The sequence below is a fragment of the Caenimonas sedimenti genome (genome assembly GCF_007833165.1).
Classification (GTDB): domain Bacteria; phylum Pseudomonadota; class Gammaproteobacteria; order Burkholderiales; family Burkholderiaceae_C; genus Ramlibacter; species Ramlibacter sedimenti.
Window position 1 is genome coordinate 93,781 of sequence record NZ_VOBQ01000018.1, and the last position, 13,513, is coordinate 107,293.

The 13,513-nt window shown below is 68.1% G+C and carries 14 protein-coding genes; 7 read left to right on the forward strand and 7 right to left on the reverse strand.

All coding sequences use genetic code 11. The features are described from left to right. Window position 1: 1 nt before the first annotated feature. Window positions 2–883: a phytanoyl-CoA dioxygenase family protein gene (locus FN976_RS22045; protein ID WP_145895229.1), complete on the reverse strand. Its 882-nt coding sequence runs from the start codon at window positions 881–883 to the stop codon at window positions 2–4. Between the two features lie 105 nt (window positions 884–988). Continuing rightward, on the reverse strand, window positions 989–1,669 hold the full coding sequence (locus FN976_RS22050) for a GntR family transcriptional regulator (RefSeq protein WP_145895230.1): 681 nt from the start codon (window positions 1,667–1,669) through the stop codon (window positions 989–991). An 86-nt stretch (window positions 1,670–1,755) separates the two neighbouring features. On the opposite strand from FN976_RS22050, the gene FN976_RS22055 reads away from it, so the two are divergent. The 4 genes from FN976_RS22055 (at window position 1,756) to FN976_RS22070 (ending at window position 3,366) form a co-directional block, all read left to right on the forward strand. Beyond that, window positions 1,756–2,607 (forward strand): alpha/beta hydrolase, encoded by an 852-nt coding sequence (locus FN976_RS22055; RefSeq protein WP_145895231.1) that lies wholly within the window; start codon window positions 1,756–1,758, stop codon window positions 2,605–2,607. A 148-nt stretch (window positions 2,608–2,755) separates the two neighbouring features. Next, complete coding sequence (locus FN976_RS22060; protein WP_145895232.1) at window positions 2,756–2,971, forward strand: YMGG-like glycine zipper-containing protein; 216 nt, start codon at window positions 2,756–2,758, stop codon at window positions 2,969–2,971. A gap of 9 nt (window positions 2,972–2,980) precedes the next feature. After that, the gene (locus tag FN976_RS22065; RefSeq protein WP_145895233.1) at window positions 2,981–3,130 is read left to right on the forward strand and encodes a lmo0937 family membrane protein; all 150 of its coding nucleotides are present in this window, start codon (window positions 2,981–2,983) and stop codon (window positions 3,128–3,130) included. Window positions 3,131–3,132: 2 nt separating this feature from the next. Beyond that, on the forward strand, window positions 3,133–3,366 hold the full coding sequence (locus FN976_RS22070; protein ID WP_145895234.1) for a CsbD family protein: 234 nt from the start codon (window positions 3,133–3,135) through the stop codon (window positions 3,364–3,366). Window positions 3,367–3,452: 86 nt separating this feature from the next. Here FN976_RS22070 and FN976_RS22075 read toward each other — a convergent pair whose 3' ends face one another. From FN976_RS22075 to FN976_RS22085, 3 genes are all read right to left on the reverse strand, one after another. Continuing rightward, window positions 3,453–4,430: a GMP reductase gene (locus FN976_RS22075; RefSeq protein WP_145895235.1), complete on the reverse strand. Its 978-nt coding sequence runs from the start codon at window positions 4,428–4,430 to the stop codon at window positions 3,453–3,455. Between the two features lie 151 nt (window positions 4,431–4,581). Further along, window positions 4,582–7,548 (reverse strand): DUF2135 domain-containing protein, encoded by a 2,967-nt coding sequence (locus FN976_RS22080; RefSeq protein ID WP_145895236.1) that lies wholly within the window; start codon window positions 7,546–7,548, stop codon window positions 4,582–4,584. Between the two features lie 89 nt (window positions 7,549–7,637). Further along, window positions 7,638–8,312 (reverse strand): hypothetical protein, encoded by a 675-nt coding sequence (locus FN976_RS22085; protein WP_255440708.1) that lies wholly within the window; start codon window positions 8,310–8,312, stop codon window positions 7,638–7,640. A 24-nt stretch (window positions 8,313–8,336) separates the two neighbouring features. On the opposite strand from FN976_RS22085, the gene FN976_RS22090 reads away from it, so the two are divergent. Then, window positions 8,337–10,712 carry a UvrD-helicase domain-containing protein gene (locus FN976_RS22090; RefSeq protein WP_145895237.1) on the forward strand — a complete coding sequence of 792 codons (2,376 nt, stop codon included), beginning with the start codon at window positions 8,337–8,339 and terminating at the stop codon, window positions 10,710–10,712. An 18-nt stretch (window positions 10,713–10,730) separates the two neighbouring features. On the opposite strand, the gene FN976_RS22095 is transcribed toward FN976_RS22090, so the two are convergent. Continuing rightward, window positions 10,731–11,321, reverse strand: coding sequence for a hypothetical protein (locus FN976_RS22095; protein WP_145895238.1), 591 nt, complete (start codon window positions 11,319–11,321; stop codon window positions 10,731–10,733). A gap of 258 nt (window positions 11,322–11,579) precedes the next feature. On the opposite strand from FN976_RS22095, the gene FN976_RS22100 reads away from it, so the two are divergent. Next, complete coding sequence (locus tag FN976_RS22100; protein ID WP_145895239.1) at window positions 11,580–12,410, forward strand: IclR family transcriptional regulator; 831 nt, start codon at window positions 11,580–11,582, stop codon at window positions 12,408–12,410. A 151-nt stretch (window positions 12,411–12,561) separates the two neighbouring features. Then, window positions 12,562–13,035, forward strand: coding sequence for a tetratricopeptide repeat protein (locus FN976_RS22105; protein ID WP_145895240.1), 474 nt, complete (start codon window positions 12,562–12,564; stop codon window positions 13,033–13,035). Window positions 13,036–13,232: 197 nt separating this feature from the next. Here the strand turns inward: FN976_RS22105 and FN976_RS22110 are convergent, their stop codons facing one another. Next, the gene (locus FN976_RS22110) at window positions 13,233–13,505 is read right to left on the reverse strand and encodes a hypothetical protein (RefSeq protein ID WP_145895241.1); all 273 of its coding nucleotides are present in this window, start codon (window positions 13,503–13,505) and stop codon (window positions 13,233–13,235) included. Between the last annotated feature and the right edge of the window lie 8 nt (window positions 13,506–13,513).

Sequence of the window (13,513 nt, forward strand, 5' to 3'; positions counted from 1 at the left end):
CTCAGGCGGCCTTCCGGATCTGGTCGAACGGTTCGCTCGTCGTCGCCAGTGCACTTGCCGGCATGCCGTTCTTCCACGGCAGGTCCACCGGGTAGGGCTTCAACAGGCAATCGTCGGGCAGCACTTCAATCGGCGTGAAGTCGCGATGCGCGATGTACTCCGGCCGCTTGAAGCGGCGGATGTGGTTCGAGACCGCGCACAGGCTCAGGTACACGCTCACCCGGTTCCAGGGCGACAGGTTGCTGGTGGACGCGTGCACCAGGCAGCTGTGGAACAGGATCATGGAGCCGGCGGGCCCCTTCGGCGAAACGATGCCGCCCTGCTTGCCGCCGGCGCGGTCCACCAGTTGGCGGATCAGGTCGTTGTCGACGGTCCACAGCGGATAGCTCGTCGTCGTCAGGTCATGCTTCGCCTCGACCACGCCCTTCTTGTGGCTGCCGGGGATGAACATCAGCGGGCCGTTGTACTCGTTGACGTCGTCCAGGAAGATGGCGACGTTCATTGCGCGCTCCGTCGGCATCATGTCGTCGTTCAGCCAGGTGCCGTAGTCCTGGTGCCATTGCCAGACGTCGCCCTCGAAGGCCATCTTGCCGTTGATCTTGAACTGGTGCATGTAGAGCTGTTCGTCGAACAGGTCCATCACGGGCTGGATCATGCGGGGGTGGCGCGCGAGGCGGGCGAAAGGCTCGCTGTACATGTGCGCCGCGAAGTTCGTGCGCACCGCTTCCTTGTCCTTCTCCCGCACGTTGTAGGCCTCGCGGCGGCTGTACAGCTCGGGGACGGCGGCGGTCAGGGTGCGGGTCTCCTCCGGTGTGAACTGGCCGGGGAAGAACAGGTAGCCCTCGCGGTCGAACTGTTCGAGTTGCTCCTTGGTGAGTCTCATGGTGGGCTCCTTACGGCGTTTGGTTTTCATAGATACGGGCGTCGCCCAGATCAAGTCGTTGCGCGAGTCGATCCCCAGCAAAGCTGGGGCCCCTCGCCTTTCGCTTCACGACTTGTCTCCTTGGGTCTTCAATACGACGTCCAGCCGCGCGCCCAGGTTGTCGCTGGCGCGGCGGCTGTGCTCTTCGATCAATTTCGCGGCGCGGCCGCCGTCGCCCGAGGCGATGGCCCTGGCGATCGCCTCGTGTTCGTCCCACACCGCTTCGCGCTGCCGGGCCTGCTGCAGCACGGCGCCCATCACGCGCCGCAGGTGGCGCCAATGCAACTGCGCGCTCTGCTCGATCAGCGGGTTGCCGGCGGCTTCGTAGATGGCCTGGTGGAAAGCGGTGTCGGCGTCGATCATGGCCATCACGTTGCGGCCGCGCGCGGCCTTGCGGCCCTGTTCGATGAGGTGCGGGTCCAGTTTCACCTTGCGCGCCGCCGCCAGGCGGGCGGCCAGCGCATCCAGCGCGCCGCGCACCTCGTAGACCTTCTGCATCCAGGCGCTGTCGAGCGCCGCCACCTGCAGGCCGCGCCCCGGGGCGTCGTGCACGAAGCCGTCCTTCTTCAGCAGGCGCAGGGCCTGCAGCACCGGCTGGCGTGAGACGGCCAGCTGCTGCGCGATGTCTTCCTGCGTGATCCGCTGGCCGGGCGCCAGCGAGCCTTCGCAGATGGCGTCGAGCAGGCTGCGATAGACGCGTTCGACGAGGTCGGGCGCGGCTTCGAGCTGGACCAGTTGGGCGGGCATGGTTCGCATTCTGTATACAGAGTACGGCCGTGTCAACCGCCAGGCTGGGCCTGTGCCAAGATGCCGCCGCACACCATGGAACGGCAATGAGCAAGCAAGACGGCGCCTGGCACGACAGCATGTACAACAACCGCGCGCGGGTGGCCGACACGGCGGACTACCTGGCGCGGTGGGCGGCTGCCTCCGCGCAGGCGCGGACAGACCTTCCCTGCAAGCTCGACATCGCCTACGGCGGCGAGCCTGGTGAAACACTGGATGTCTTTCCCGGGGCGACTTCGGGCGCGCCTGTGCTGGTCTTCATCCACGGCGGCTATTGGCGCGCGCTCGACAAGCGCGACCACTCGTTCGTGGCGCCGCCGTTCACGGCCGCTGGCGCCTGCGTTGTCGTCCCCAACTACGCGCTGGCTCCGGCGGTCACCATTCCGCAGATCACCCTGCAGATGGTGCGTGCCGTGGCCTGGACCTGCGCCAACATCGCGCCGTTCGGCGGCGATCCCCGGCGCATCACCGTGGCCGGTCACTCCGCGGGCGGCCAGCTCGCGACCATGATGCTGGCCTGCCAGTGGAAGCGGCACGACCAGGCCTTGCCGGTGGACGTGGTGCGCAGTGCACTGGCCATTTCCGCGCTGCACGATCTGGAGCCGATCATGAAGTCACCCTTCCTGCAGGGTGACCTGAAGCTCACCCCGCAGCAGGTGGCGCAAGCCAGCCCCGCGCGGCTGCCCGCGCCGCCGCACGGCACGCTCTACACCGTCACGGGGGGCGACGAGAGCGAGGAATACATCCGGCAGAACCGCCTGATCCAGCAGGCCTGGGGAGCGGAACGGGTGCCGGTGTGCGAGCCGGTGCTGGGGCGCAACCACTTCAGCGTGCTGGATGCGCTGGTGACGCCGGGGGAGCGCTTGCACCAGCTGGCGCTGCAGTTGCTGCGCGCCTGACCGCGGCGCAGGTCAGCCGTACGTCCTACAGCTCATCGGTCTCTCCGCGTACGCCGCGTGGGCACCGCATGACTCATCCTGAACGGGTTGGCTGAGGTCAACGTCCTGGTGAATGTCTTGCCGGGCCACCCGATCCAGGAGATCCACCATGCAAACGAATTCGATTCGCACGTCCCTCGCCATCGCTGTTCTCGCAGTCGCCACCCTCAGCGGCTGCGCGGGCATGTCCCACCGTGACCAGAGCACCGTCGGCGGCGCCGCCATCGGTGGTGTCGCCGGCGCAGTTCTCACCGGCGGCAGCGTCGGCGGGACCCTGGGCGGCGCGGCCATCGGCGGCGTCATCGGCAACCAGATCGCCAAGTAAGGAAACATCATGCTCTACACCATCGCCGTCGTCCTCGTCATCCTCTGGGCCCTGGGCCTGGTCACCTCCGTCAGCGCGGGTGGCTTGATCCACGTCCTGCTGGTCATCGCCATCGTGGTCGTGCTGTTGCGCGTCATCAGCGGCCGCAAGGCGTTGTGACCATGAACTGGGACCGCATCCAAGGCAACTGGAAACAAGTCCAGGGGCAGGCCAAGGCCCAGTGGGGCAAGCTGACCGACGATGACCTCACGGTCGTCGCCGGCCGTCGCGACGAACTGGCGGGCCGCATCCAGGAACGCTATGGCGTGGCCAAGGAAGACGCCCAGAAGCAGATCGCGGCGTGGGAGCGCTCGGCCACCGACAGCTGGTTCGAGAAGGACCCGCCGAAGGGCTGATCCATCGGATCGAGAAGAAAAGGGGCCAGTCGGCCCCTTTTTCACATCAGCAGATGCTCCCCCGCGAGTCACAGCAAAACGCCGTCTCACATCAATAGATGTTCGCCGGCGTTGTCCCCACCCAGGATCACGTAGTTCACCTTGCGGATGTCCATCAGCCTGGTGCCGCCGGAATAGCTGATGGCGCTTTGCAGGTCTTCCTCCATCTCGCGCAGCGTGTCGGGCAGGCGCCCCTTCACCGGCTCGAGGATGCGCTTGCCTTCCACGTGCTTGTACTCGCCCTTGTTGAAGTCCGAGGCGCTGCCGTAGTATTCCTTGAAGCGCTTGCCGTCGACGACGACGGTTTCGCCGGGCGACTCCTCGTGGCCCGCCAGCATGCTGCCCACCATCACCATGGTGGCGCCGAAGCGGATGCTCTTGCCGATGTCGCCGTGCTCGCGGATGCCGCCGTCCGCGATGATCGGCTTGGTCGCCACGCGGGCGCACCACTTCAACGCCGACAGCTGCCAGCCACCGGTGCCGAAGCCCGTCTTCATGCGCGTGATGCAAACCTTGCCCGGGCCGATGCCGACCTTGGTGGCGTCGGCGCCCCAGTTCTCCAGGTCGATGATGGCTTCCGGCGTGCCCACGTTGCCGGCGATCACGAAGGCATTGGGCAGCTTCGCCTTGAGGTGCGTGATCATGTTCTTCACCGTGTCGGCATGGCCGTGCGCGATGTCGATGGTCACGTACTCCGGCACGAGGCCTGCGGCCGCCAGCTGGTCGACCACGTCGTAATCCGCCTGCTTCACGCCCACCGAAATGGACGCGTAGGCGCCCGCTTCGCGCATGCGCCGCACGAAGGCGACGTTGTCGAGGTCGAAGCGGTGCATCACGTAGAAGTAGCCGTTCTGCGCCAGCCAGAGGCAGATCTTTTCGTCCACCACGGTTTTCATGTTGGCCGGCACCACGGGCAGCTTGAAGCGCCGCCCGCCGAGTTCCACGCCGGCGTCGCATTCGGACCGGCTCTGCACGCGGCACTTGCGCGGCAGCAGGAGGACGTTGTCGTAGTCGAAGATTTCCATTCCAGGCTCCTTGAGGGTGAGCGCTTGGACAGGGACCCGGCAAGCTCCGGCGCGGGCGCGCCAAAGAAAAACCGGGCCACAAATGCTTGGGCCCGGTGACTGATTCTAGGCGTTCGCAGCCGGTAGGGTTATCCGGCCTTTCGTATGGGGCCTATTGCACTTCGATTTCCCCCAGCCGCACCGTCTCGCTGCCCCGGGTGAGCCGCACGGTGAGCCATTCGTCGCGCGCCGCCGGCGTGCCGAAGCCGGTCGTCACCCGCACCATCACCGTCGTGCCGGCGGACAGCGCCTGCTGGCGGTGCCCGTAGAACTGCGCCTGCACCACGTACTTGCCGGGCCTGGCCTGCTTCAAGGCGAATTCCTCGGGGCCGTAGCCACCCGTGGCGTCGGGGCTCATCGCGCCGCCCTGGCGCGTGAGCGGACGCCCGTAGCTCGCCACCTCGCCATTCGGGTCTGTCACCCACAAGTCCATGTCGGTGTCGTCGGTGTCCCAGGCCAGCACCACCCGCAGCGCCAGGGGCAGGTTGCGCTGCAGGCGCGGGTCGACGCGCGAGAGGTCCAGCGGACGGCCCGTGGCCTGCGCCTGGGTCGCCAGCGCGTTCAGTTCGGCCAGCGCGATCATGTTGATGCCCGCGAAGCGCCCGTGCCAGGGCCGCGACACGACCTGCCACAGGTGATCGACCGCGCGTTGCGGCTGGCCCGCATCCGCCTGGGCCAGCGCCAGGTCGCGCCAGGATTGCGGTTCGTTCGGCGCCAGCGTGGCCACGCGTTCGAACACGGGCACCGCCAGCGCATGCCGGCGTGCCTGCACCAGGCGATAGGCGTACAGCCTCAGCAACTGGCGGTTCTCCAGGTTCATCTCGGCCAGGTTCGACAGCACGCGCAATCCCAGTTCGGGCTGGCCGCGCTGCAGGAACAGGCCCGCGGCGTCCATGAAGAAGGCGCTGCTGGCCGCGTTTTCGCGGCGCTCGTCCAGGTAGGCGGCGTAGAGGTCGCCGTCGGGTGCGTCGGCGAGGCGGCGCAGGTAGGCGGCATCCGGGATCCACGCTTGGAGGGCGATGCGTGCGGAAGCCTGGGCGGGCGCCGGCGCCGCCGAGTCAGCCGCAAGTTGCTGCATGCGCGAGGCAGGCGCTGCCGCGGCTGCGCGGGAGGCTCCCGCCCGCGACTCCATCGGCGGCCCGGCGGGCGCAGCCGGCGCAAGCATGGCGGGCAGTGGCGGTGACGCGTCGCGCCGCAGCTTCGCTTCGCCGAGCGCCGCCTGGGTGGACGCCGCCGCCTGCTCCTTCTTGACCTGCTCTTCCCTGGGGAAGTCGCGCTCCCACCAGCGCTGGCGCGCCTCGAACTGGCGCACCATCTGTTCCAGGTGCGCCTGCTGGGTCGCGCGCTGCTGCCCCTGCCGCTGCTGGCGCAGCTGCGCCACCTCGGCGGCGAGTTCCGGCGGTGCCGGCAGGTCGTATTGCGCGTAGTCCGAAGCCAGCTCCAGCACGATCAGCGAGCTGTTGGGCCCGGCGATGCCGTGTTCGGCGGCGATGCGGCGCAGCTCGCCCGCATGCGACACCGCGTTGTCCGCCAGCTGCGCGCTGCGCCATTGCGCCCATTGCTGGCCGGGCCAGCGCCGGCCGGTGTCCGTGCCGGGCAAACGCGTGCGCAGCGTGCGACGCCGGCCGTCGGGATGCGTCAGGGCCACTTCCACCACACCGCCGTCGTCGATCAGGCGGCCGGCGAGGGCGATGCGGCCATCGCGCACCGCGAGCGAGGGCGCGACCAGGTCGTCCGCCACCAGGCTGTGCAGCCGCTCGATGCGCCAGCCGTGCATCAGCATCACGCGTGCGGCTTGCGCCGGCGCCAGTGCGGCGGCGTCCACATAGGCGCCGCCCGTGCGCTCGGCCAGGCGGGTGAGGCGCGGCACATCCGCCGCGGTCGCGCCGTTGATCGCGAAGAGCGGGGCCGTGCCGCGGTAGTTGATCAGCCGCTGGCCGTCGGTGGCCAGGCCATCGCTCACCAGCAGTGTGGCATCGACGCCGGACGGAATCGGCAGATCGTCGAAGTTGCTCGACCCGTCGAAGGGTTCGCGCTTCAGGGCATCCGCCAGCGCCGCGAAACCGCCCGGCGAGACCGTGAAATGCCGGACCGGCTCGACCCGGTTGCGCACGACCAGCAGGCTGACCTGCACCGGCTGGCGCAGCGCGCCGAACCAGGCGTCCAGCACCGGCAGCACGCGGGCTTGCTGCGCGGCGGAGCCGGAGGCGTCCCACACCAGCGCGATGTGCTTGGGTTCAGGGCGCCGCACCGGCTCATCGCGCAAGGGGAGCAGCCCCGAGAAGTAGCGCGCGCCGCCCGATTCGCCGCGCATCAGCTGCGGCCGGTCCGGCTCGCGCAGCGCCACCTGCAGCCAGCCCGCCGGGCCACGCGGGGCTTCCCAGCGTTGCCGCGTGAAGCGCAGGGCGGAGCCGTCCTGGCTGGACTGGATGGAGTTCGGCGTGACACCGGCGGGACCGCCCACCAGCGTGACTTCGCGCGCCGTCGCGCCGGGTGCGGCCACGGACACGTCCAGCGCCTCGACCGGCGCGCCGAATTCCAGCGGCAGGCGCAGCAGTGCTCCGGCGGCGTGCCGCGGCAGCGTCTCGGCGATGGTCAACAGCACGCGGCGTTCGCCGCGCGGCGGCAGCGGGTAGACGCGCAGCTTGTACTGGTTGCCGGCCGTGGCCTCGAGCAGGCCCGGGTCGACGCGGCGGCGCCGGATGTCCTCGAAGATCTCCTGGCCGCGCGCCTTGGGCACGGCCACGGCGTCGCGCAGGCGGCCATTCACGTCCAGCGCGAAGCCGGTCACCACCTGGCCCTCCAGCAGCGGGAACTGCAGCTCGCCTTCCAACTGCCGTTGATTGGGGTTGAACAGCACGATCTCGACTTCGGTCTGGGCCTGGCCCGCGGCGAGGGTCGCGCGGATCTGCACCGAACGCAGCTGAATGGCCTGCTGGCCCGGCATGGGCACGACGATGGCCGGCGGCTGCCAGTTGGTTGGCGGCTTGAACGGTGGTGGCGGGGGCGAGAGCGCGGACGCGGCCGCGCCCAGGAAGGTCAGGGCCAGCGCCGCGAGCGGGCGCAAGAGTCTTCGCATGGTGTCCTCCAGGTGGTTCCCATGCTCATACGAGCCACGCGGACGAACGGGGTTTGGGTTCGTGAAGAAAAATTCCGGACGCGGGCCAATCAGGGCTTGCAACTGGTCATGGTGGCGGCGGCCAGGCGGCCCGACCGGTCATGCACCAGTGCCACCAGCCGTAAGCGGTCGGGCTGCGCCCCCTGGTGAATCTGCATCGCGCGCGTTTCGGCCAATCCGGCGCCCGTGCGCCCGCCGCGGTCCGGACGGTCCCAGTCGGGCCGGAAGACATTGCGAACCAGGTTGCGGGCCACCGGGCTGCCTTCGGTGCTGGCCGGAAGTTCTTCCACCAGCAGCAGCCATGCATCCCATCGGCCGCCGCCTTTCAGTTCGATGGATGCACCGACGTAATCGTTGAAGGCGTTGCCCTGCGCCACCCGCACCCGCGCGCCGGCGCCTTTGCGCAAGCTGGTGTGCGCGGCGGACGCCGGGGGCACTGGCTGGCGCAGGGCCGCGAGCCGGTCCAGCCCGTCGCGGCTGGCCACGGCCGAGAGCGGGGCGTCGTCGCCCCTGCCACCCGGCAGCACCCAGTCCAGTGCCAGCGCGTTGGCCGCGGCGCCCGGCGTGGCCGGATCCGCCCAGCAGGTGTCGCAGTCGGCGCTGATGAAGCGCTCCAGCACGGCTTGCGGCTGCGCCACGCCATCGCTGGTGCACAGCGCCCAGCTTCCCAAAGGCACCAGTGTCAGCAATCCCGCGGCGATCCGCTTCAGCCCGGCAGTCGGCATTCGAGTCCTTTCCTACAATGGCCCATGTTCCCAGAAGTCGCCGACAGCTCCCCGCTCTTACAGAACCTCAACCCCGAACAGCGGGCCGCGGTCGCGCTGCCCAACGAACACGCGCTCATTCTCGCCGGGGCGGGCTCCGGCAAGACTCGCGTGCTGACCACCCGCATCGCCTGGCTGCTGGCCACCGGCCAGATCGGCCCAGGCAACGTATTGGCCGTCACCTTCACCAACAAGGCCGCCAAGGAGATGATGACGCGGCTGGGCGCGATGCTGCCCGTCAACGTGCGCGGCATGTGGATCGGCACCTTCCACGGCCTGTGCAACCGCTTCCTGCGCGCCCACTACAAGCTGGCCGCGCTGCCGCAAGCCTTCCAGATCCTCGACACGCAGGACCAGCTGTCGGCCGTGAAGCGGCTGATGAAGCAGCACAACGTCGACGAGGAGCGCTTCCCGGCGAAGGAACTGCAGTGGTTCATCGCCGGCTGCAAGGAGGACGGCCTGCGCCCGAACATGGTGGAGGTGAAGTCGGAGGAAGACCGGCGCAAGGTCGAGATCTACCAGCTCTACGAGGAGCAGTGCCAGCGTGAGGGCGTGGTGGACTTCGCCGAGCTGATGCTGCGCGCTTACGAGGTGCTGCGCGACAACGACCCGATCCGCGAGCACTACCAGCGGCGCTTTCATCACATCCTGATCGACGAGTTCCAGGACACGAACAAGCTGCAGTACGCGTGGATCAAGATGTTCGCCGGCCCGGGGAACAGCGTCTTCGCCGTCGGCGACGACGACCAGAGCATCTACGCCTTTCGCGGGGCGCGCGTGGGCAACATGGCCGACTTCGTGCGCGAGTTCTCGGTGCGGCACCAGATCAAGCTGGAGCAGAACTATCGCAGCTACAGCAACATCCTCGACTCCGCCAACCAGCTGATCTCGAACAACAAGACGCGCCTGGGCAAGAACCTGCGCACCGACCAGGGCGCCGGTGAACCGGTGCGCATCTACGAAGCGCCGACCGACATGGCCGAGGCGCAGTGGATGGTGGAGGAGATCCGCCACGTGGTGCGCGGCGGCGGGCCCGACGAAGGCGTGTCCCGCAACGAAGTGGCCGTGCTCTATCGCAGCAACGCCCAGAGCCGGGTGATCGAGACGGCGCTGTTCAACGCCGCGGTGCCGTACCGCGTCTACGGCGGCCTGCGCTTCTTCGAACGGGCCGAGATCAAGCACGCGTTGTCGTACCTGCGGCTGCTGGAGAACCCGAACGACGACACCAGCTTCATCCGCGTCGTCAACTTTCCGGCGCGCGGCATCGGCGCGCGATCGGTCGAGCAGCTGCAGGATGCGGCGCGTACCGTCGGCTGTTCGCTGCACGATGCGGTGACGGCCACCACCGGCAAGGCCGGCGCGAACCTGGCCGCCTTCGTGGCGAAGATCGACACCATGCGCGCCCAGACCGAAGGCCTGACCCTGCGCGAGATCATGGAAGTGATGCTGCAGCAAAGCGGCCTGCTCGATCACTACAAGGCCGAGCGCGACGGCGCCGACCGCGTCGAGAACCTCGAAGAACTGGTGAACGCGGCGGAGAGCTTCGTCACGCAGGAAGGTTTCGGCCGTGATGCCGTGGCCCTGCCCGTGGACGAACTGGGCGGCGGGGCGATCCTGCGCCAGTCACCGGCGAGCCAGGGGCTGGACCCGAGCCTGCCGGAGGTGCACGAGCCGGCGCCGGACTACGTGCCGCCGGATGCCGAGACGGGGGAAACACTGTCGCCGCTGGCGGCCTTCCTGACCCATGCCGCGCTCGAATCCGGCGACAACCAGGCGAACGCCGGCCAGGAAGCCGTGCAGCTCATGACCGTCCATTCCGCCAAAGGACTGGAGTTCGACTGCGTCTTCGTCACCGGACTGGAGGAGGGCCTGTTCCCGAGCGAACGCTCGATGTCCGACTACGAAGGCCTGGAGGAAGAGCGGCGCCTGATGTACGTGGCGATCACGCGCGCGCGCAAGCGCCTCTACCTGAGCTACTCGCAGACGCGCCTGCTGCACGGGCAGACCCGCTACAACGTCAAGAGCCGCTTCTTCGAGGAGCTGCCGGAGCACGCGGTGAAGTGGCTGACGCCGAAGAACCAGAACTTCGGCGGCTCCGCGTTCGGCTATGGCATGGGCTACCCCTCGACCCGCGGCGGCTACCAGCGCGAATCCATCGCCAGCCCGCCCGTGCCCGTGCAGAAGGCCGAGCCTACCCACGGTTTGCGGCAGGGCATGAAGGTCTTCCACACGAAGTTCGGCGAAGGCACCGTGCTGACGCTCGAAGGGCAGGGCCTGGACGCGCGCGCGCACATCCAGTTTCCGCGGCATGGCGCCAAGTGGCTGGCGCTCTCGGTGGCGAAGCTGACGCCGGTGAACTGACGCCGGAGTGGAAAACGCCTAGGCGTCTTCCATGTGGAACCACTCTTCTTCAGTCAAGGACTGGATCAGGGCAAACACTTCCACCAGCTTCCCCTGCTTCTCCGCCCACTCGAGGTGTTCGCGGAAGCAAAGGCGCTTGCCGAGGGGCGCGACGGCATTCCAGGCGGCTCCGACGATGGGTGCCGGCGGATGCGGCATGCCGTTGACCACCTGCTTGTTCGGCAGCATGTCGTACAGCTGTTGCCAGCGGCGCGGCCGCGGGCAGACGCGGTTCTTGCGGCGTGCCTCGACCATCACGAAGTCCAGCGTGACCTTCGGCGCCGCCACGGGCCGCTCGCCGTCCTTGGTGCTCGGCAAGCCCATGGGCTTGGTCGGCGCATACGCCGGGTCCTGCGTGGACGGCGCGAACGGAATCCCGACGCCGCCAGGAACGGTGTCCGCGAATTTGCGGTCCTGCTGGTCCTGCAGCTCATTGAACATCGCCCACGCGGAATCGCCCGAGCGTTCGACCACGTCGGGCTTCGGGATCAGGTCACCGGGCTCGTAAGGGAGGTCGAGCGCGGTCCGCGGGCGTTTGGGGGAGCCTGGTTTCGAGGGTGGTTTGGCCATTTGCGAGCGTGAGTTGAACGGACTGTACCGTGGCGGTCCAGTGGCATCCAATCAAAAAACAACGTGAATCCATTAGTTCTCTACCGGCTTGGCGACACCATTCTCTGGCCGGCGCCCAACACGATTTTCGCATTGCAGAACCCTGAAGCCGAGCGGAGTTGTGGTCCCTGTAGCCCCGGCGACTCCTGGCCTCTATGGCAGAGCGGCGAGTTCAGCTAGAGTTTTGGTTCTGAGATGCAGAACGAGGAGTCCAGCCAAATGCCCCCGCAGTCCGCGACCGCCATCGCCCCCGCCGCCCGCCGCCCCATCAACGCCAAGGCCGACCGCCACTTCGTCACGGCGCTCGCGCGCGGTCTCGACGTTTTGAGCGCGTACCGCTCGCGCGACCGCATGCTCGGCAACCAGGAGCTCGCGAAGCGCAGCGGCCTGCCCAAGTCCACGATCTCGCGCCTGACGTACACGCTGACGAAGCTGGGTTACCTGGAGCACGCGCAGGACGCGACCGGCGCCACTGGCTACCGCCTGGGCAGCGCGGTGCTGGCGCTGGGCAGCACCATGCTCGCGCGGATGGACATGCGCGCCGTCGCCCGGCCGTTGATGCAGGAGCTGGCCGACCACTCGCAGGCCATGGTGTCCCTCGGCATGCGCGACCGCACGTCGATGATCTACGTGGAGAACTGCCGCAGCGAGTCGGCGTTGACGCTCAGCCTCGACGTCGGCTCGCGCATCCCGATCGCCACCACCGCCATGGGACGCGCCTACCTGGCGCTGTGCAGTGACGGCGAGCGCAACGACCTGCTGCAGAAAGTGCGCGACCGGAATCCCGAGTTGTGGCCACGGATCGACGCGGGCGTCGACCGCGCCCTGGAAGAGTACCGGCGCCTGGGTTGCTGCACCTCGTTCGGCGAATGGCAGCCGCACGTCAACGCCGTCGCCGTGGCCTTCCGCCCGCCCACGGGGCGCAGCATCATGGCCATCAACTGCGGCGGGGCCGGTGTCAATCTTTCGCGCGAGTTCCTGCTGGAGGAAGTGCGGCCGCTGCTCGTGGGCATGGGCGAGCGGCTGCAGCACATGGCCGCTGGAACCTGAAAAGCGTGACTTAGTTGCGATGCGGGCGGCTGGTTTGCATCCAATGCGATCTGGCGGCCGTTTGTGATTGCAGGCCGATCCCGTTGACGCGCGCAGCCGCCGCTTCCACACTCGGTCCCAACCTCAACCTCGCATCGCAAGGAGAAGACCCATGAGAAAGCAGCTTCTGGCCCTGGCCCTGATCGCCGCCGGCTGTGCCGCCCAGGCGGCCGACACCCCCGGCAGCAACCCGAATGTCCCGCAGGTCACTTCGGCCGACCGCATGGCCAACGCGCGCAAGGCGCTCGCCGCGAAGGACTTCGGCACCGCCCAGCGCGAGCTGAACGTGGTGGTGCGTGAAGAACCGCGGAACGCCGACGCGCACAACCTCATGGGCTACAGCTACCGCAAGCGCTCCAGCCCGGACATCACCAAGGCCTTCGAGCATTACTACATCGCGCTCCGGCTCGACCCGCGCCACAAGGGCGCGCACGAGTACATCGGCCAGGCCTACCTGATGGAGAAGCGCCCCGCGCAGGCGGAGCAGCACCTGGCGGAGCTGGAGAAGATCTGCGGCAACAAGGAGTGCCCGGAGTACCAGGAGCTCGCGAAGGCGATCGGGGAGTTCAAGGCGGCGGCGAAGTAGGGGCCTTCGTCATTCCCGCGAAGCGGGAATCCAGGGCTCCCTTCTTTTCTCATCCTCGCTGGCAAAGCCGCGCCCGGGCGGGCTGCGCCGCGCTAGGCAAGGCGGCCTCCGCTTCGCTGCGGCTTCCCTGCAGAACTCGCCCCTGCGCCGCTGCGTTCAGACAGCGGCCGCGAGTCAGAGCACGATGGCCGGCGTGGTCACGCCCAGTTGTCCCAATACCTCCAGCCGTCTCGCTCTTCCGGATTTGCGTCATCTTCGGTCTGGTACACGCGCGCGATCTGGTCAGACCCAAAAGGAGGGGAATCGAAACCTCGCAGGGCCACGATTGCAGATGAATTCGAGATGAGCGCTCTCGGAAACACGCGACCGTCCTTGAGTTCCACTGTGGCCTGTGCTCCACCATTGGCGAACTCAAGAAACTGTGAGGCTACGGTCTTCAACGCCTCCGGCAAGACGCAGCGGTAGTTCATGCCAAATA